The organism is Flavobacterium myungsuense, assembly GCF_042677265.1.
Taxonomy (GTDB): domain Bacteria; phylum Bacteroidota; class Bacteroidia; order Flavobacteriales; family Flavobacteriaceae; genus Flavobacterium; species Flavobacterium myungsuense.
Window position 1 is genome coordinate 97,640 of sequence record NZ_JBHTIZ010000023.1, and the last position, 20,450, is coordinate 118,089.

General features: G+C 29.4%; 17 protein-coding genes. 10 read left to right on the top strand and 7 right to left on the bottom strand.

Features of this window, described 5'->3' with window-relative positions; translation table 11 throughout:
• Positions 1-18: 18 nt before the first annotated feature.
• Together ACFQ0S_RS08890 and ACFQ0S_RS08895 are read right to left on the bottom strand one after the other, a co-directional pair.
• On the bottom strand, positions 19-1,185 hold the full coding sequence (locus tag ACFQ0S_RS08890) for a hypothetical protein (protein ID WP_379819083.1): 1,167 nt from the start codon (positions 1,183-1,185) through the stop codon (positions 19-21).
• Positions 1,186-1,317: 132 nt separating this feature from the next.
• The gene (locus ACFQ0S_RS08895; protein ID WP_379755988.1) at positions 1,318-1,668 is read right to left on the bottom strand and encodes a 4Fe-4S dicluster domain-containing protein; all 351 of its coding nucleotides are present in this window, start codon (positions 1,666-1,668) and stop codon (positions 1,318-1,320) included.
• A gap of 120 nt (positions 1,669-1,788) precedes the next feature.
• Between ACFQ0S_RS08895 and ACFQ0S_RS08900 the strand changes: the two genes are divergently transcribed.
• The 3 genes from ACFQ0S_RS08900 (at position 1,789) to ACFQ0S_RS08910 (ending at position 5,144) form a co-directional block, all read left to right on the top strand.
• Positions 1,789-2,862: an acyl-CoA reductase gene (locus ACFQ0S_RS08900; protein ID WP_379755985.1), complete on the top strand. Its 1,074-nt coding sequence runs from the start codon at positions 1,789-1,791 to the stop codon at positions 2,860-2,862.
• A gap of 133 nt (positions 2,863-2,995) precedes the next feature.
• The gene (gene serC, locus ACFQ0S_RS08905) at positions 2,996-4,066 is read left to right on the top strand and encodes a 3-phosphoserine/phosphohydroxythreonine transaminase (RefSeq protein ID WP_379755982.1); all 1,071 of its coding nucleotides are present in this window, start codon (positions 2,996-2,998) and stop codon (positions 4,064-4,066) included.
• Between the two features lie 127 nt (positions 4,067-4,193).
• Entirely contained in the window at positions 4,194-5,144 is a 951-nt protein-coding gene (locus tag ACFQ0S_RS08910) for a D-2-hydroxyacid dehydrogenase (protein ID WP_379755979.1), read from the top strand.
• Positions 5,145-5,687: 543 nt separating this feature from the next.
• Here the strand turns inward: ACFQ0S_RS08910 and ACFQ0S_RS08915 are convergent.
• Positions 5,688-5,993 carry a hypothetical protein gene (locus ACFQ0S_RS08915; RefSeq protein WP_379755976.1) on the bottom strand — a complete coding sequence of 102 codons (306 nt, stop codon included), beginning with the start codon at positions 5,991-5,993 and terminating at the stop codon, positions 5,688-5,690.
• A gap of 240 nt (positions 5,994-6,233) precedes the next feature.
• Between ACFQ0S_RS08915 and gcvT the strand changes: the two genes are divergently transcribed.
• The 3 genes from gcvT (at position 6,234) to ACFQ0S_RS08930 (ending at position 8,762) form a co-directional block, all read left to right on the top strand.
• Entirely contained in the window at positions 6,234-7,316 is a 1,083-nt protein-coding gene (gene gcvT / locus ACFQ0S_RS08920) for a glycine cleavage system aminomethyltransferase GcvT (RefSeq protein ID WP_379755973.1), read from the top strand.
• Positions 7,317-7,469: 153 nt separating this feature from the next.
• Positions 7,470-8,183 carry a YebC/PmpR family DNA-binding transcriptional regulator gene (locus tag ACFQ0S_RS08925; RefSeq protein WP_379755970.1) on the top strand — a complete coding sequence of 238 codons (714 nt, stop codon included), beginning with the start codon at positions 7,470-7,472 and terminating at the stop codon, positions 8,181-8,183.
• A gap of 96 nt (positions 8,184-8,279) precedes the next feature.
• Positions 8,280-8,762 carry a hypothetical protein gene (locus tag ACFQ0S_RS08930; RefSeq protein ID WP_379755967.1) on the top strand — a complete coding sequence of 161 codons (483 nt, stop codon included), beginning with the start codon at positions 8,280-8,282 and terminating at the stop codon, positions 8,760-8,762.
• Between the two features lie 118 nt (positions 8,763-8,880).
• On the opposite strand, the gene ACFQ0S_RS08935 is transcribed toward ACFQ0S_RS08930, so the two are convergent.
• The 4 genes from ACFQ0S_RS08935 to ACFQ0S_RS08950 form a co-directional block, all read right to left on the bottom strand.
• Complete coding sequence (locus tag ACFQ0S_RS08935) at positions 8,881-9,732, bottom strand: BadF/BadG/BcrA/BcrD ATPase family protein (protein ID WP_379755964.1); 852 nt, start codon at positions 9,730-9,732, stop codon at positions 8,881-8,883.
• 243 nt (positions 9,733-9,975) lie between these two features.
• A complete protein-coding gene (gene gap / locus ACFQ0S_RS08940) occupies positions 9,976-10,980 on the bottom strand; it encodes a type I glyceraldehyde-3-phosphate dehydrogenase (protein WP_379755961.1) in 1,005 nt (334 codons plus the stop codon).
• Between the two features lie 48 nt (positions 10,981-11,028).
• Positions 11,029-12,015: a 6-phosphofructokinase gene (gene pfkA / locus ACFQ0S_RS08945; RefSeq protein WP_379756309.1), complete on the bottom strand. Its 987-nt coding sequence runs from the start codon at positions 12,013-12,015 to the stop codon at positions 11,029-11,031.
• A 231-nt stretch (positions 12,016-12,246) separates the two neighbouring features.
• On the bottom strand, positions 12,247-16,683 hold the full coding sequence (locus ACFQ0S_RS08950; RefSeq protein WP_379755957.1) for a translocation/assembly module TamB domain-containing protein: 4,437 nt from the start codon (positions 16,681-16,683) through the stop codon (positions 12,247-12,249).
• Positions 16,684-16,887: 204 nt separating this feature from the next.
• On the opposite strand from ACFQ0S_RS08950, the gene tsaD reads away from it, so the two are divergent.
• The 4 genes from tsaD to ACFQ0S_RS08970 are packed head-to-tail and all read left to right on the top strand — an operon-like array spanning position 16,888 to position 20,367.
• Positions 16,888-17,910 carry a tRNA (adenosine(37)-N6)-threonylcarbamoyltransferase complex transferase subunit TsaD gene (tsaD, locus tag ACFQ0S_RS08955; RefSeq protein WP_379755954.1) on the top strand — a complete coding sequence of 341 codons (1,023 nt, stop codon included), beginning with the start codon at positions 16,888-16,890 and terminating at the stop codon, positions 17,908-17,910.
• 2 nt (positions 17,911-17,912) lie between these two features.
• Positions 17,913-18,620: a 16S rRNA (uracil(1498)-N(3))-methyltransferase gene (locus ACFQ0S_RS08960; protein WP_379755951.1), complete on the top strand. Its 708-nt coding sequence runs from the start codon at positions 17,913-17,915 to the stop codon at positions 18,618-18,620.
• A gap of 3 nt (positions 18,621-18,623) precedes the next feature.
• On the top strand, positions 18,624-19,265 hold the full coding sequence (locus tag ACFQ0S_RS08965; RefSeq protein WP_379755948.1) for a DUF4159 domain-containing protein: 642 nt from the start codon (positions 18,624-18,626) through the stop codon (positions 19,263-19,265).
• 10 nt (positions 19,266-19,275) lie between these two features.
• Positions 19,276-20,367, top strand: a complete 1,092-nt coding sequence (locus tag ACFQ0S_RS08970) for an AI-2E family transporter (RefSeq protein ID WP_379756306.1) — start codon at positions 19,276-19,278, stop codon at positions 20,365-20,367.
• Positions 20,368-20,450: the final 83 nt, after the last annotated feature.

Below are 20,450 nucleotides of genomic sequence, written 5' to 3' on the forward strand. Positions count from 1 at the left end.
TTTTTAAACACCCTAGCTTTAATCTCTACTATCTATAAAGTTAATAATTTGCTGCTCTTCATCAGTAGCTGTTAATCCTGATACATTCCAGTAATCAGATAGAACTACGTTCTTTTTATTGTAAAGTGTTTTATCTTTAAAAACTTCACTATCCTTAAAGCTATAATTTTTAGTACTAAAATTAGTAGTTAAAAAATAATTACGAACTTCAATGTTCTTAGTTCCGCTTTTTTCTATTTTTTCAAAACCAATTTCTTCTTTAGAACTTACTAAATAATAGTTCGCATTATCTATTTTATAAATAGTTTTAAATAATGATTTATAAATATTTTTACTTCCGATAGCTGTTTTTTCTTTAGTCTTAGCCAATTCATTAGGAGAAATTACCGAACTAACTTCAATAATTAATTTCTCTTTAGGATCATAAATTATTGAAAAATCATCTGATAATCTTTTAGAATTTTCGTTTGGATATGCGGTTATAATATTATATTCTTTGTTTTTGGAGTAGACTTTAATTAAAAAATCAAACTCCTTTTTGGCTACTGATTCTAAAAGTGGATTTAAATACTTAAAATTATAATAGTTTTCCATGATGTCATTTAGGTTATACCCCAATAAATCTGATGTATTCACATTATCAAGTAAACCAATAGATCTATTTTGTTCTACTAATATATTAGAATTCGCTTTCTGTACCCTATCATAAATCTGAAAATTAATTAGTCCATCATTATAATAAGAATATTCTCCGTTAAGTTTAAAAAATTCTCGTGAATATACTTTTAGTCGTGCTGGTACCGTGAGCTTCTTTTTTGAATTTTCAATTAATGAAGAAAGAATTTTTTGCGGATGACGCTTGGTAAGAATTATTTCATCAAGACCATTTACATTATTGTTCAAATATATAATGGTCTCCATTTCTTTTAAAGAGGTTGATCTAATAGTAATTGCAGTATACGAAGTGTGCGTTATTTCGATATTTGAAGTGCCTTTTAAAACAAAACTGACTTTCCCTTCAGAATTACTCAACAAATTTTGTTTTGTCTTTAAAATTAAAATCGTTGCATCTTCTATCGGAAGATTGGTTTCTTTGTCCTTCAACAAAATAGTTTTTTCTACATTTTGAGATGAAACCGCGAAAGACAAAAAAATAGAAAATAAAACAAGTATATTTCTCAACATAAATAATTTAACTTGAAACAAATCTAATAAAAACTTGCTTCAAAATTAAACAATTCATAAAAGCAACCTACAATTTAATGAAATAGTATATTAAAAAGATAAAAAAAACCTGAGCTTTCACTCAGGTTATTGCTATTCGTTATGAAGAAAAGCTTGTCTATTTAGCAAGGTTTCCTCACTTTCTACATGATTGTCATCAAGAATACAACAATCTACCGGACAAACCGCAGCGCATTGTGGTTCATCATGAAATCCTTTACACTCTGTACATTTTCCAGGTACTATATAGTAAACTTCATCAGAAATTGGAGTTTGAGCCTCATCAGCATCAACTTCTTCACCTGAGGGTAAAACTACTTTCCCTCTAATCTTTGTTCCGTCTTTGTATCGCCAATCGTCAGCACCTTCATATATTGCAGTGTTTGGACATTCTGGCTCACAAGCACCACAATTGATACACTCGTCTGTTATTATAATTGCCATTGTATTATATTAGAAGTTAGAAGTTATAAAGTTAGAAGATTTTACGCTTTACGCATTCACTTTTGACTTATAACTATTTATAGCTTATTTTTGTGCAAAATTACAATCAAAACATTTCAAATGCAAATCATTCTGACTTTAGAGCAAAAAAAAAATATTTTTATTGAATTAGGAAAATTTTTAAGTCAATTTTCATCAACAAAAAATCTTAAAAATGATACTGTTATAAATAATGAGTTATTCTTTGAAGATTTTTTAAATTTAATTGAACTATCGCAATCGCACAATGGTTGGTACACTAAAGAAAATGTCATTTTTGCTATAGAATCCTGGGCAGAAGCCTTGACCGAAGATAATCTTAACCAATGGATTTCATCGTATGATTTTAGTACTGTAAATGCCAAAACAGTTGGATTAATTCTTGCAGGAAATATACCTTTAGTTGGCTTTCATGATTTTATTTGTGTCTTACTTTCAGGTCATAAAGCTTTGATTAAGACATCCTCAAACGATCAGCATTTATTGCCTTTTTTAGCCAAATACATCATTTCAATTGAACCTGAACTAAATAACTACATTACATTCGTAGAGGGCAAACTTGAAAATTTTGATGCAGTAATTGCCACTGGAAGCAACAATACATCGCGCTATTTCGACTATTATTTTAAAGACAAACCTAGTATTATCAGAAAATCTAGAAATTCTGTTGCTGTTTTAAACGGGACAGAATCTAAAGAACAGATGATTGCATTGGGCAAAGATATTTTTTCTTATTTTGGTTTAGGTTGTAGAAATGTCTCTAAATTATTCATCCCTAAAGGATACAATTTTGACCTTTTTTTTAATGGGATGTTTCCCTATCAAGATGTTATAAAATATGAAAAATATGCCAATAATTACGACTATAATAAAGCCGTTTTTCTGATGAGTAATTTTAAATTATTAGATAATGAATTTTTAACGATCAAAGAAGATACAAGCTACTCCTCGCCTATTGCAAGTGTTTTTTATGAATATTACCATGACTTAGATGAGATAAAAAAACGATTGGAAACGGAAAAGGATCAAATTCAATGCATTGTATCTAATAACTTAATAGAAAATAGCGTCGCTTTTGGAACAACTCAAAAACCACAACTCTGGGATTATGCTGATAATCTTGATACTATCGATTTTTTAATATCACTTGCATGATAAATTAAATATTTTACGATACAACTACAACGTTATTGTTAATAACATCCAAAATAATAAAAAGTAAAAAGAGACCTAATTTGAGTTCTATTTCCGAAATTTGCACCTTAATTTTTTGAATTAAAATCATACTATGAAAAAACATAATTATAGCGCTGGACCATGTGTTTTGCCTCAAGAAGTTTTCGAAAAATCGGCTGAAGCCATTCTTAATTTTAACAATTCAGGATTATCAATACTAGAAATATCACATAGAAGTAAAGATTTTGTTGCCGTTATGGACGAAGCTAGAGCATTAGCTTTAGATCTTTTAGGATTAACCGGAAAAGGGTATCAAGCACTTTTTCTTTCAGGTGGAGCAAGTTTAGAATTTTTGATGGCGCCATACAATTTAATGAAAGAAAATGGAAAAGCCGCTTATTTAGACTCTGGTACATGGGCAAGTGCAGCTATAAAAGAAGCAAAGTTTTTTGGCGAAACGGTAATTGTGGCATCATCAAAAGAGCAAAATTACAATCATGTTCCAAAAGGATATACTGTTCCTGCCGATGCAGACTATTTTCATTGTACAACCAACAACACCATTTTTGGTACTCAAATGAAGGAATTTCCGAATTTGAATATGCCAATTGTTTGTGATATGAGTTCAGATATTTTTTCTAGAGTGTTAGATTTTACAAAATTCGACTTAATATATGCCGGTGCTCAAAAAAATATGGGACCTGCAGGAACTACACTTGTAGTTATAAAAGAAGAGATTTTAGGAAAAAACGGAAGAACTATACCTAGCTTTTTAGATTATTCTAAGCATATTAAAGCAGAAAGTATGTACAATACACCACCTGTTTTTCCTGTTTATGCTTCACTATTAACCTTGCAATGGCTGAAAAACCTTGGAGGAATTGCTGCAATTGAAAAAATAAACAACGCTAAAGCCGCACTAATTTATGCTGAAATAGACAGAAATCCTTTATTTAAAGGTGCAGCAGTTGCGGAAGATCGCTCTACAATGAACGCTACTTTCTTATTAAATGATGAAGCGCATGCTCCAATATTTGATACCATGTGGAAAGCAGCGGGAATTTCTGGTTTGCCAGGTCACCGTTCTGTTGGTGGATATAGAGCGTCTATGTACAATGCACTTCCTCTAGAAAGTGTTCAGGTATTGGTAGATGTTATGAAGGATTTAGAAACAAAAGTTTAATCGATTATTTGTTAATTTGTTAAATATACAATTAACTTAACGAATACATTTTCTAAACAATAAATAATTTATGTTAATCAAAATCAAATCGATTAAACGGTTAGCCAAATAAACAAATAAACTCAAAATGAAAGTATTAGCAAATGATGGAATTTCTAAAAGTGGAATTCTTGCTTTAGAAAAAGGTGGTTATGAAGTGATTACTACAAAAGTGGCACAAGAACAAGTAGCCAATTACATAAATCAAAACAATGTTAGTGTAGTTTTAGTTCGAAGCGCTACAAAAGTTCGCAAAGATATTATTGATGCGTGTCCTGGCCTGAAAATTATTGGTCGTGGAGGAGTTGGAATGGATAATATTGATGTAGATTATGCTAAAAGTAAAGGAATTCATGTTATAAATACTCCAGCATCATCCTCAGAAAGTGTTGCTGAATTGGTGTTTGGACACTTGTTTTCTGGTGTACGTTTCTTACATGATTCCAATAGAAACATGCCATTAGAAGGCGATTCTAATTTTGACGGTTTGAAAAAAGCATACGCTAACGGAACTGAATTAAGAGGGAAAACACTCGGAGTTGTAGGAATTGGACGTATTGGTCAAGCTACAGCAAAAATGGCTCTTGGCTTAGGAATGAAAGTTATTGCTGCAGATATGTTTATTCCACAAGTGGATGTAAAAGTGGAGTTTTTTGATGGTCAATCTATTACAACAACTATTGTATCACAATCTTTAGAATCTTTGTTTGAAGAAGCTGATTTTATTACTTTACACGTTCCGGCTCAAGACGGATACATCATTGGAGCTAAGGAGTTAGCAACTATGAAAAATGGCGTAGGTATTGTAAATTGTGCTCGTGGTGGCGTTATTGATGAAATTGCCTTGATTGATGCATTAGATAGCGGAAAAGTAGCTTTTGCAGGTTTAGACGTTTTTGAAAGCGAACCTAAACCAGAAATGAGAATTTTAATGCATCCAAAAATTTCCTTGACACCTCATATTGGTGCCGCAACTGATGAAGCACAAGATAGAATTGGTACTGAACTAGCTTCTCAAATTATTGGTATTTTAGGATAGTTCATTTATTTTAAACAATTTAGAGGGAATTTAGCAAAATTATTTGTTAAATTTCCTCTTTTTTTATTATTAAATTTTAAGCTTAATTTTAAATGAATAAAACTAGTTCAAAAAATTAACACAATTAGTAAAGCAGTGTGATAATGATGCAATTCCAAAAAAAATTAACGAGGGTATAATGAATGAAACTATTGCGTTTGATTACTAATGAATTAACTTACGGAAAATGCTAAAAAATCTAAAAAATAAAAGTATTGAAGTTTATGATTTAGTAAATGCTATTTCTAGTTGAAACAGAAACTCAACTCTTAGGATACGGTTTCAAAATTAGGCTATCAATTTGGATTAGACTAAAATGCCAAATGGTAAATAGATATTGGTAATACAATTACTGGAGTTAGCAAAATTGGACTTGGATGTTTTCTTGATAAACAATTTTGAATATAAATATTTATTGACTTTTATAAATAAATAAGAACGTACAATCGTTTGGCTTTTTATGATTAAACATATTTTTTTAGTTTTTTTTTAATTATAGAGTTTTTATTCTAAAAACAAAACTTTCTTATTGGAGTTGTATAAAACCAAATCATAAGGAACTAATTGAGTTGAAACTGTTTCTGAAGCAGCATCAAAATTAATATGGTTGTGTTTTCTAAATAAATAAATCTCTTTTAAACAATTATATAAACTTTGGTGAATAGATGTCGTAAAAGTAGGTAATTGCTTATTTGACACCAATAAATCAACTTGGTAATTTGAACTACTTTTCGATAGATTGTTTCCAATTATTCTAATTGTAAATGTTGTAGGAACTCCATTTTGTTTCCCTTGATATTGTACTACCATATTTTTAAGATTAAAATGTAATTAAATAATAAAAACCAAATTCTATTTAAGTTGATTTCTTTATAAAATTATAAAAAAAAAGAAACACATTGATTAAAAATCTATAAATTTTAAAAATATTATTTCTTTAACCGCCTTCAATACAAATTATGATTAATGAATAGAAATTAACAATAAGCTAAATGCTTCTTTAAAACGTTTGCTTATCATTAATTAATCAATAAATTTGCAAAAAAACAAATGAAAAATACTGTTTTAACTGAGGTTCACGAGAGCTTGGGAGCTAAAATGCTTCCGTTTGCTGGATATAACATGCCTATTTTATATGAAGGCGTAAATGCTGAACATGAAACCGTTCGCAATAATGTTGGCGTTTTTGATGTCTCTCATATGGGTGAATTTTTACTATCAGGACCAAATGCACTAGCTTTAATTCAGAAAGTGACAACGAATGATGCAGCTACATTAACCATAGGAAAAGCCCAATATTCATGTTTGGCAAATAAAGATGGTGGTATTGTTGATGATTTAATTATCTATAAAATTAAAGAAAAACAATATCTATTGGTTGTAAATGCTTCAAATATCGAAAAGGATTGGGATTGGATTTCTAGTCATAATGATTTGGATGTAGAAATGAAAAACCTTTCGGATGATTATTCTTTATTGGCTATTCAAGGACCAAAAGCCATAGAAGCAATGCAGTCCTTAACTTCAATAGATTTATCAACAATTCCATATTATCATTTTGAAGTAGGAGATTTTGCAGGTTTTCCGCATGTAATTATTTCTGCAACAGGTTACACAGGTTCAGGTGGCTTTGAAATTTATTGCAAAAATGACCAAGTTAAAACCATTTGGAATAAAGTTTTTGAAGCGGGTGCTGCTTTTGGGATAAAGCCTATTGGTTTGGCAGCGAGAGATACTTTACGTTTAGAAATGGGCTTTTGCTTGTACGGAAATGATATTAATGACAGCACCTCACCTATTGAAGCCGGTTTGGGATGGATTACAAAATTTAACAAAGAGTTTACCAATTCTGAAAATCTGAAAAAGCAAAAAGAAACTGGAGTTTCTAGAAAATTAGTAGGATTTGAGATGCAGGAGCGCGCTGTGCCTCGACACGATTATGAAATTGTAGATTCCTCTGGAAATAAAATTGGTATTGTAACTTCAGGAACAATGTCTCCTTCACTTGGCATTGGTATTGGCTTGGGATATGTAACTAATGAAAATAGTGCTATTGGAAGTACTATTTTTATTCGAATCAGGAAAAATGATGTTCCGGCTAAAGTGGTAAAATTACCTTTTTATAAAAAATAAATTAAACCTAGTTTCAAAACTATACTATTCAATTTTGATATTAAAATTGAATTTTGATATTGGTATTGAAAAAGTTATTTTTGCAGTCTTAAAAATTGATTTTAGATTGATGATTAATAATTTTTGATTTTAGAAGTAAAAAAACAATAAGAAATGGGAAGAGCGTTTGAGTTTAGAAAAGGGAGAAAAATGAAACGTTGGTCGGCAATGGCTAAAGCATTTACCAGAATTGGTAAAGATATTGTTATGGCTGTTAAAGAAGGTGGTCCAAATCCAGAGGCCAATTCTAGATTGCGAGCAGTTATACAAAATGCGAAAGCTGCTAATATGCCAAAAGACAATGTTGAGCGTGCCATTAAAAAAGCGACAGATAAAGACACTGCAAATTATAAAGAAGTTTTGTTTGAAGGATATGCACCACATGGTATCGCATTATTGATTGAAACAGCAACTGATAATAACAATAGAACTGTAGCTAATGTAAGAAGTTATTTTAACAAATGTAACGGAACAATGGGAACACAAGGTTCGGTTGAATTTATGTTTGACCATACTTGTAATTTCAGAATACCAAAAGGGGAAATTGATCCTGAGGAATTAGAATTAGAATTGATAGATTTTGGTGCTGAAGAAGTTTTTGAAGACGAAGATGGTATTTTAATTTATGCTCCTTTTGGAAGTTTTGGAACCATTCAAAAAGAATTAGAAAACAGAAAAATGGAAATTCTTTCTTCAGGTTTTGAACGTATTCCTCAAATTACAAAAAAACTTACTGAAGCTGAAATGGCAGATGTAGAAAAATTAATTGAAAAAATGGAAGAAGATGATGATGTGATGAATGTATACCATACTATGGAGGAAAATTAATTTTTATTACTCTCAAAATGGTGTATCAAATTATAATTAAAAAAATCCGTTTTAAATAATAATTCATTATTTTTGATAGATTTAAGATCACTGACTATGACAAAAGTATTTTTCCTTTTCCTTTTTTTTTCCTTAACGGCTTCTGCTCAAATAGCATCAACTGATTCTACAGTTACTATTAATGAAGAAAAAGTATTTCGTTCTACAGATGTAGATTTGAAACCTCAACTTAACGAAGGAATGTATACTTTGTCAATGTTTATTAGTGATAACTTTAAATTTCCTGAGGCCATTAAAAATAAAAAAATAACGATTTTTTCAAGCTTTATAGTAGAACCCGATGGCACGTTAACCAATATTAAAGCTTTTCATGTTAATGTAAAAGAGTATCTTCCTACAACAGTTGTAAAAACATCAACAGAAAATGAAAAGATAAATCAATTGGATCAAATAGAATCAATGAAAGCAGAAACGGTTCGTGTTCTTAAATTATTTAAAAAAACATGGATTCCTGCAACTAAAGAAGATAAAGTTGTTCGATGTTTATATAACTACCCTATTAATTTTAATATTGAATAAATAATTAGTATTTTAAGAATTACACAAAACAAAAAAGAGAGTTTTCTACTCTCTTTTTTGTTTAATATTTATTTTAACTTGATTTATGATTTAAATATTTGTGTTAAGCTAAAAAATATTATTTATTTAAAATATGATATTGAATAAGTCCATCAATTGGTCTTCTTAAAACGTTACCTAATTGCATTCCGTGTTTCGTTAATACAATTTGTAACTCCTCTTTAAGGTAAAATGCAATTGAACCAATGAAATGAATTGGTACTTCTTTACAATTCTCATATTGAGAGATATAGTTTTCGACAAAATCCTCCATAGCAGCAAAAATAATTTTCTTGCAAAATTCATTTTCTTTATGCTCAATTAAAAATTTTGCAAATGTTGCTAAATAAGCGTTAGGATTTGGCTCTTTGTATAAATTATGCTTAATATAATCAGCATCTAAATTATAGGTCTCTTCAAATTTGGTCGCTAAAGCTTTAGGCATTTTATTAAAATAGTATCCACGCAATAATTGTCTGCCAAATTGATTTCCGCTACAATCATCCATGGCAATATAGCCTAATGATTGCACTTTTTGGTGTAAAACCGAACCATCAAAATAACTACAATTAGAACCAGTACCAAGAATACAAACAATTGCAGCTTCATCTTTAGGTGTTGTAGCATATACTGCTGCGTAAGTATCTTCATGAACCGATACTATAGCTTTTGGAAAATATTCTTGAAAAACTTCAGCAAGAAAATTTTTCATTCTGTCAGTACCACAACCCGCACCATAAAAAAACAAATGTGAAACTTTATTTTTATTATGAGAAATATCAAATTTATCATTAAGACGAATAATAATTTCTTCTTTATCTAAAACTTCAGGATTTAGACCCAAAGTTTGAGCTGTAAACAAAACTTTTCCACTTTCATCAATTGAAATCCAATCTGCTTTTGTGGAACCACTATCTACTAATAATTTCATTTTTTTAGGATTTTGTCCCGATACGAACGGGTTAGAATTTAAGAATTTTCGTAAATGCTAAATTTGTTAATACTATATTTTATTTTCTTGATAATTAATTAACTATTTCATAACAATAAAGGTAAACATGCAGAAATACTAGTATATAAATATACTTTACAGTTAAAATAAAAAAAATGTAATGAAAGAATTAAGAAAATAAAAATCCCGTTAAGATAATAAAACGGGATTTTTACATTTAATTTATTTTAAATTGGCAATATGAACTGATAAATCAATTAATTTGCTTGAATATCCGTATTCATTATCATACCAAGATACTAATTTGAAGAAAGTTGAATTTAAACCAATTCCTGCAGTTGCATCAATAATTGAAGTTCTTTTATCTGATATAAAATCTTGAGATACAACAGCATCTTCAGTATATCCTAAAATACCTTTCATAGTTGTTTCAGAAGCTAATTTTAAAGCAGCCATAATTTCTTCATAAGAAGTTTCTTTAGCTACTTTTACAGTTAAATCTACTGTAGAAACATCGGCAGTAGGAACTCGAAACGCCATACCTGTTAATTTTCCGTTCAATTCTGGAATTACTTTTCCAACCGCTTTAGCAGCACCTGTTGATGAAGGAATAATATTTATGCTTGCTGCACGACCACCTCTCCAGTCTTTTCTAGAAGGGCCATCGGCAGTCATTTGAGTTGAGGTAGTAGCATGAACTGTTGTCATTAAAGCTTCTACAATTCCAAAATTATCATTAATAACTTTAGCTAAAGGTGCTAAACAGTTTGTTGTACATGAAGCATTAGAAACAACCAAATCAGAAGCTTTTGCAGTTTCGTGGTTTACTCCCATAACAAACATTGGAGCGTCTGCAGATGGAGCTGAAATGATTACTTTTTTAGCACCACCTTTAATGTGCTCGCTTGCAGTTTCAATAGTTGTAAAAATACCAGTACATTCTGCAACTACATCTACATCTACTTCATTCCATTTCAAGTCTGCAGGGTTTCTTTCAGCGGTGATACGGATATTTCTTCCGTTTACAAACAATTTTCCATCTTTTACTTCCACTTCTCCATCAAAACGTCCATGAACTGAATCATATTTTAATAAATAGGCTAAGTGATCTACATCTAATAAATCATTAATTGCAACTACTTCAACATTATCTCTATTGAATGATTCTCTGAAAACAATTCTTCCAATTCTTCCGAAACCGTTTATTCCTAATTTTACTTTTGACATTTTAATTTAATTTTAGTTACTGTTGCTTTAATTTTTTAATTTTCTTATTTAAATTGACATTATATCAGAAACACGTAGTAATTCCCTATCAATTTCTGTATGCCCTTTTATAGCCTGCTCTAATGGGGTTAATGCTATTTTATCATGTATTAAACCTACCATTAGGTTTGATTTCCCTTCTAATAACGATTCAACTGCTTTTACACCCAATCGACTTGCAAGAACTCTATCAAAACAAGAAGGAGCTCCACCACGTTGCATGTGTCCTAAAACGGAAACTCGAACATCATATTCAGGTAAATTGGCTTCTACATAATCTTTAAGTTCAAAGACACTTTTACCTATTTTATCACCTTCAGCAATCACCACTATACTAGATGATTTTCCTGCTGCTTTACTTTTTTTAAGGGAATCTAATAATCGTTCTAGTCCCATATCTTCTTCAGGAATTAGAATCTCCTCAGCACCTGCTCCAATACCTGCATTCAAAGCAATATGTCCAGCATCACGCCCCATAACTTCAACAAAAAATAATCTATTATGAGAACTTGCAGTATCACGAATTTTATCAATTACATCTACTACAGTATTGAGTGCTGTATCATAACCTAAAGTATGACTGGTGCCAAAAATGTCATTATCGATGGTTCCTGGAATTCCCATAACTGGAAAACCATATTCTTTATTAAAAACTTCAGCTCCTGTAAAACTTCCATCTCCACCAATAACTACAAGTGCATCTACACCCGCCGCTTGAAGTTGACTGTGTGCTTTTTTTCGACCTTCAGGAGTCATAAATTCTTTTGATCGTGCTGATTTAAGAATAGTTCCACCTTTATTCACAATATTATGAACTGTTCGTGGACCCATATCTTTAAAATCGCCTTCAATCATTCCTTGATAACCTCTATATATTCCTACACATTCTATGTTATGATAGGCACATGTTCTAACAACTGATCGAATTGCAGCATTCATTCCTGGAGAGTCACCACCAGAAGTTAAAACTCCAATTTTTGATATTTTTTTTGACATCATTTTTAAATTAAAATGTAAAGCTAACAAACATCTCTCATATTAGAGATAGTGATTATAATTAATTTTTAAAGCAATATAATTTCAAACGTTTTTGTTAATAAGTTTTTATTAGCTTCGTTTATTTTATCCTACTATTTTGCGTTAAAATGAAAATAAAGTGAAATAATTTGCAAATATGTAAAAATAATTAATATTGAAGTGAACGTTAAGTAGGTAAATATATGATTTTTAGTCCTCTTTAATAGGAATAGCCTCTTTATTAATTTCTGGTATTTCTGAATCTTTTTTATTCTTTTCTTTCATATGAATAAAGTCAGGCAAAGGACTTGAATCTTCTATATCAGTTGGTTTTGCAATCACTTTTTCAATAGTTTGATTTTTAAAAATCTTATGCAATAATTCTTTAAATGTATCAAAATCAACTTCATAAGAAATACCAATTCCTTGTGTATAGCCAATACTTTGGCCTATTAAATTAATATCATTTTCTCTATTAAATCCTCGAAGATTTAACGTTCCATCTTCATTAACTCTGTATTGAATTTCGATATCGCCAACAATTGCCGATTCATTTATTCCTCCTACTGGAACTCCTAATTTACCATTTATTGAAATTCGTTCATTAATTTTTGTAGAAACTGTAACTCCTACTCTACCATCTGTTTGCGCTCCAGGGTTCCTATTTGCAGAAACTATATTTACGCCTACTGAAATTTTAGATTCATCGTCTTTAAAAATATTACCAAAAACATCACCAAACTTCTCATACAAATTATTTGTTATTGATGTTTGATCAATTCCATCAACAGCTAAAAAGCCTCCTGTTGATAATAGAATTAAAGCTTGCTTTTGTCTAAAATCTTTATCATCTAATTTGGTTTGAATTTGAGATCTTAAAATTGGACTTAAATTGGGGAAATTTATATTAAAATCAGGGTCTGGATTGCTTAAATTACCTTTCAAACCAATTACTACCTCTAAATCTACTTTTCTATTAAAAGTAGAATTATCTAATAAAACAGATGGATTAGCGGTAGTTTTGTATACAGCATCTAAATTTAAAATTGCTTTCATCGGATCGCCTTCCCAAACAACAGTGCCTCCTTTTTTAATGTCAAACTTTTTATTGATAAGCCCTCCATATTTAAAATTGTAAGTTCCTTCATAAGCTTGAAAATCTCCCCACATATTGAATTTTCCTAGTGTGTTTATTTTAAATAATAACGATCCAAAACCTTTTCCTTTCATTCCATGTCCTGAATTTCTATCTAAGATAACTTCAACTTCAGCATTTGGATTAATATCGAAATCAAATTCTAATTCTAATCCTTGATAATTCCTTACTGGTATCTTTTTTTCTGTATTTAAATTGTATTTTTCATCAAATGTTTTAAAATGGAAATTACTATTACTTCCAATTACTTCCTTATCACTAATTGGAATTTTCATTGATGTTCCTTTTTCTGATTTTGCATTTACTTTTATAAATAGGGCATTTGTTGGTCCTTTTATTGTTGCATAACCATCTATAAATGCCGTTCCGAAATAAGCTGCATCTTCACTATCCTTGGTGTCTAATGCCAAAAATCTGTTTGAATTTATATTTAAATCTAATTTCCAATCTGAAAAATTCTTGTGTTCAATACTTCCGTTTAATTTCCCTTCAGTATTGTATTTCGTATCTTTTAAAGTGGCGTTTCTAATTAAAAATTTACTTTCTGTCACGTCTACAACTGCATTATCTTCAATATTATAATCCGTATTTAGATATGGGATTTTTAGCCCTGCCTTATTAACAAATAGTCTTCCATTTATATCTAAATCATTTATTTCGCCTCGAATGTTCGATTTACCAGAAGCAAAACCTCTTATATTTGAAATAACTTCTCCACCTAAAGGGCTTAATATTCCTAAATTAAAACTTTCTAAATTTAAATCTAAATCTAAACTCGTCGTATTATTTACAATTTCTATTTCTCCGTTAGCAGAAAAGGATTCTACATTTTCATTTTCTAAAACGGAATTGAGATTGAATTTTTTAAAGCTATCATCACCTTCAATATCTAAATTGAGACTTCCTAAGGCAATATTGTTTATACTAAAATCATCAATTCGTATGGATGATGTAGGTTGATATATAGTATTTAATTGTTTTAGACTTACGCTTCCGTTTAAACTTCCGTCTAGCTTAAACTTTTCGACAGTTGGTAAAATTTTATTTATCTCAACATTCTCAAAATCTAATTTCAAATCTTTATAGGCCAAATCTTTTAATTGACCCATCAATTCTATTTTTTGATTTTCATGAGACATCACAACATCTTCGATTGAAAAATTCTTGAGTGCTTTATCAAAAACTATCTTGTTTTTTATATCTTCATTCTCATTTAAAAACCATAAATAATCTTTAAACTTGAGTTCTGATTTTTTAATTCCTACAACACTTTTTCCTTCTTTATTAATAGTATGGTATAAATTTAAATTGTAATAATCTTGAGATGCATTACCGCCCTTAAACTCTGACCGAAGAAACAATGTATCTTTGGTAGTTACATTTATTAAACTAAAATCATTTACTTTATAATATTTTGTTTTTATGCTATCAAGTTGGATATACGTATTATATAGTGGGTTTTTATTGTCTATTTTTATAGCTAAATTATGAAATGAGTTGGAGTAAGCATCAATTTCTGGCGAATTAAAATTCAGTTTAAACTCATCATTATCTGAATTGATATTTCCTTTAAAAACTGTGTTTTTTCCAATGTTAATACCGGGGTAAAACACTTCAATAATTTTATTATAAATGGCAAAATCGAATTTCAGGAATTGTCCTTTTATGATTTTGTTTGGATTGTAATTTGCATAAAGACTTCCGAATGAATTCTCGAGCATTTTTTTTAGCTGATTGACTTTGAATTTTCCTACTACTTTTCCCTCTATAATATCAGGAGAATTAATAGTTATGGTTCTCAGCAAATCAGAATCGAAACTAGAATTTATAGTGAAATCATCAAAATAGTAGGTGTCTTTATTGTTTTGATAGGATGTTTCATTGATATTTATATCTCCAACTAAATTATCTAAATCGTTTCCAGAAACATTCATTTTGATGTCTCCTTTAAAAACAGAAATGGTATCTTTTGTTACCAATTTTAGGTTTCTTAAATTTGCATAATCAATTTTAGTATGAAAATTATATGCAATATCCTTTTTCCCTAAATTGACTAATCCATCAAAATCCATAAACAAATTAGGATCGTTTATAAAAACTTTACCTTTAAAAATTGGGTCTTTAAAATTTCCGTCTACAATAATTTTAGAATAGTCATAACCTTTATATTGCAATTTATAAATATTGCCAGAAAAAGTGGTGTTTAAATATTTTTGTTTAAACCCTTTTCCATCAACATCTAGGTTTAAAGATACTTTGCCTAAATCTTTCTTATTCAAAAACGCACCAATATTAAAATGTTCTAAAATTATATTTCCAGAATAAGTAGCATTATCAATGTTGTTTATATTATTCATCATCAAATTCGATTGAATATTACCTAAAGCTGTTGTCATATAAAAATCGGCATTGATATAGGTGGTTGTTACTGTCGATTTTCCTTTTAAATTAAATTGACCAATTTTTTTTAAACTTGAAGGTAATTTTTTTCCTAAAACATTAGGTAATAAGGCAACAAGGTTTTCATAATTTGAAGATACTTTATTAAAACTACCTTTCATGTAAAATCGCTGGCCATTTTTTCCGAAAAGATTCTTGAAATTTACATTTCCAATAATTTGAGATTTTTTCCCATCAATTAAATTTAGGTTTCTAGCATAAATATCATTTAGAGTACCCGTTAAGATTGTTTTAAAAGTAAAAAATTGATCTTTTCCTATTTCTTTATAAAAATAATAAATATCATTTGTAGATAAAGAAGCTTGATCAATATCTATAACAAAACGTACTTTATTATTAAAATCATGAAAATCTTCTCTAACATAATTTAATCGAACATTTCCCTTCAATAAAGAATTATTAGTAACGACATCTAAATCATCAAGTAAAATATTTTTTTTAGTATATAAAAATTCAGCCGAAAGGTTTTTAATAAATAAACCTCTATGATCTTGAAATGACATTTTCTCAATAATTGTCGAAACATTGGGACCATGAATTTTAAAATTGCTAATGGTAGCGTTCAGTTTTGTAAAATCGACATCTTTAGGTATTTTCCTATTTTCATCAATAAGAATAAACCTGCTATTCGTAATAAATGCATTATTTGCTGTAAGCAAAAATTTCTTTTTTGATGGCTTCCCTGAATCAAAAGATGCAATAAATTTATCGAGATTGGTTTCATGTTCACCTTTATAGGTCTTCATGTTCAAGGTTAAACCATCTAATCTAATATCTCCAAAATGCAAATCGCCAGAAGTTAGCTTTTTAAAGTCTAATATATTGGTATTTATCCTTTTAGTATAAATTAATGTATCTTTATGATGATCAAAAATGAGTATTTTTTTTAACTTGACTCCGCCGAAAATGGTAATGCTAATTTGTTCTATATTTATATTTGTTTTATAGCTTTTATTTATTTCAGTTGTGGCATATTGTGCAATCTTAGTTTGAACAAAAGGTAGTGTTAATGCAATACCAATTCCTAACAAAAGTAGAACTAGTAGTAGAAGAGAGCGAAATACTATTTTTTTAAATCTTTTAATTCTTGTTGTTTTTTAAATTTATTCCTGAAATTTCAATATTGATAAGGAAAGTAGAAGCCTTTTGATAAAAAATCTTTAATTTTGGCTTCGCTGTAAAAATAAAATTTTTATATCGGTTTATCAAATATAAATCAAAAATCGTGCTCTTTTATGCAACAGGAAGATGTTTTTATACTAGCAATTGAAAGTTCTTGTGATGACACCGCCGCTGCCGTATTGCAAAACGATAAAGTATTGTCAAATGTTGTAGCCAATCAGCTCATTCACAATCAATACGGAGGTGTTGTCCCGGAGTTAGCATCGCGTGCACATCAACAAAATATTGTACCTGTAATTGATGCTGCTTTAAAGAATGCAAATATTAGCAAAGAGCAACTTTCAGCAATTTCATTTACGCAAGGACCTGGACTTATGGGCTCCTTACTCGTTGGTAGTTCGTTTGCTAAATCATTGGCATTAGCTTTAAATATTCCATTAATTGCTGTCAATCATATGCAAGCTCATGTTTTAGCACATTTTATCGATGAAGCAGGATATGACAAACCTACTTTTCCGTTTATTGCATTAACAATTTCCGGCGGACATACACAAATTATAAAAGTCAATTCTTTTTTCGATATGGATATTATTGGAGAAACAACGGATGATGCTGTTGGAGAAGCTTTCGATAAAAGTGCTAAAATACTAGGATTACCCTATCCTGGCGGACCTTTAGTAGATAAATATGCACAATTAGGAAATCCTAAAGCCTTTACTTTTACAAAACCCAAAGTTCCTGATTTAGATTTTAGTTTTTCAGGATTAAAAACGGCGATTTTGTATTTTATTCAAAAGAAGACCATTGAAAACCCAAATTTTATTGAAGAAAATTTAAATGATATTTGTGCTTCAATTCAACATACCATTATTGAAATTTTAATGGATAAATTACAATTAGCGGTTGCAGTAACTGGAATTAAACAAATTGCAATTGGAGGTGGTGTTTCGGCTAATTCGGGAATTAGGAAAACATTGAAAGAAGCTGAACAAAAATTCGGATGGAAGACCTATATTCCAAAATTTGAATACACAACAGATAATGCTGCAATGATTGGAATTGTAGGTTATCAAAAGTTTTTATTAGGAAAATTTGAAACTTCTGATGTAGTTTCGAAAGCAAGAATACTATTTTAAATATGCAATTATTTTATAATCCAGCCATTAAAGAGACCTCTGAATTATTTTCTTTTGACCGAGAAGAAAGTAAACACATTATTAAAGTATTACGTAAAAAAGACACAGATATATTATTTGTAACTAATGGATTAGGTTATTTATTTAAAACTGAAATTACTTTAGCATCTGACACAAAATGTACCGTAAAAATTGTTTCTGTTGAAAAGGCTCCAACTCCAAAATATCATTTGCATTTAGCAGTAGCTCCAACAAAAATGAACGATCGATACGAATGGTTTTTAGAAAAAGCAACTGAAATAGGAATTACTGAAATTACTCCTATTATCTGCGACCATTCTGAAAGAAAAATAATAAAAACTGATCGTTTTGATAAAATTATTCAATCTGCAATGAAGCAATCGAATCAATTGTATTTACCAAAATTGAATGAGCCAATTTTGTTTAAAGACTTTATAAAAATTAAAAATAAAGACCAATTATATATTGCACATTGCGAAGAAACCAACAAAAAATTACTAAAAGAAGTTTTGAAGCCAAATGAAAACGCAACTGTTTTAATAGGTCCTGAAGGCGATTTTTCTGAAAAAGAAATACAATTGGCTTTAGAACACAATTTTATTGCTGTATCTTTAGGAAACACTAGATTACGAACTGAAACCGCCGCTATTGTTGCATGTCACAGTGTTGCCTTTGTTAATGAATCATAAAAAATGAAAAAAGTTTATTATTTATTACTACTCTCAATTACAACTATTACATTTTCACAAGAAATTGCTTTGCTAAAATATAATGGTGGTGGCGACTGGTATGCAAATCCAACTTCGTTACCGAACTTAATTAAATTCTGCAATCAGAATATCAATACTAAAATTAAATTAAAACCAGGATTAGTAGAGCCTAGCAGTCCAGACTTATTCTCCTATCCTTTTATACACATGACAGGACACGGAAACGTTGTTTTTAGCGATTCAGATATTATAAATTTAAGAAATTATATGACCTCGGGTGGTTTTTTACATATTGATGATAATTACGGAATGGATGAATTCATAAGGAAAGAAATAAAAAAAATATTCCCTAACCTTTCGCTTATGGAAATCCCTTCAAATCATCCTGTTTTTCAAAAACCGTATTCTTTTTCTTCAGGAATTCCAAAAATTCATGAGCATGAAGGTAAGCGTCCTCAAGCTTTTGGAATTTTTATAGAGAGTCGATTGGTGTTGCTATATACTTTTGAGACTGATTTAGGAGATGGATGGGAAGATGCCGAAGTTCATAATGACCCCGCAGATGTTAGGCTAAAAGCATTAAAAATGGGTGCAAATATTTTAAATTATATATTTAATAACTAATAAACAATTAATTATGAACTCAAAAATTATTGCAAGTGGTATTTTAAGAGCTTTGATTGTAGTTGTTGCAACTATTTTAGTTTTGTTTTTATTCTATAAAATTCAGTCCGTAATTATTTATCTCATTGTTTCTTTGATATTGACATTAATTGGAAATCCTATTTTAGATTTTTTTAAGCGAAGATTAAAATTCAAACACATTTTTGCTACTATAACTACTTTACTGTTTTTTATATTAATTATTACGGGAATAATTATGCTTTTTATTCCACTAATTATTGACCAAGGTGAAAATCTAGCGCTTTTAAATATTACCGAAATAGAAAAAAATAGTCTTCAATTACTACACCAAATTAGTGTTTTTCTTGAAAGTCATAACATTGATGCTACAAAAATCATAAAAGAGGGAAATGTGATTTCTAAATTTAACTTAGAATTTATTCCAAATTTTTTAAATTCATTGATTGGTATTCTGAGTAGTTTTGGGATGGGAATAGCATCTGTTCTATTCATTACTTTCTTTTTTCTTAAAGACAAGCAATTAATAGTTGACGGATTGAAACAGTTAATTCCTGATAATCACGAAAGTCAAATTCTAAATTCGTTTGAAAAAATAAACCATTTATTATCTCGATACTTTATTGGTCTTTTACTGCAACTATTTATTGTTTTTATTCTCTATGCTATCGTATTATTGTTTTTTGGAATTGAAAATGCAATTGTTATAGCTTTTTTATGTGCTATTTTAAACATCATACCCTATATTGGTCCTTTAATTGCATCTGTTTTAGCTGCAATTTTAACAATGATGAGCAGCCTTGGAAGCGATTTTCAGACACAAGTTTTACCATTAACAATTTATATACTGATAGGATTTTGGGTTGTTCAAATTATTGATAATAATGTTTCACAACCTTTAATCTTTTCAAAAAGTGTAAGTTCTCATCCTTTAGAAATATTTCTGGTGATTTTAATTACAGGTTTTTTATTCGGAATAGTTGGAATGATAATAGCTGTTCCTACATTTACTATTCTTAAAGTAATTGCTAAAGAGTTTTTTCCTGAAAATAAAATAGTGCGATTATTTACTAAGAATATTTAATCAATAATTTAGTATTTTTAAATTATTTTTAGTTTCCTGTCTTCATTTAATTTGTTTAAATTTTCTTTAAAAAAGACCTCTAT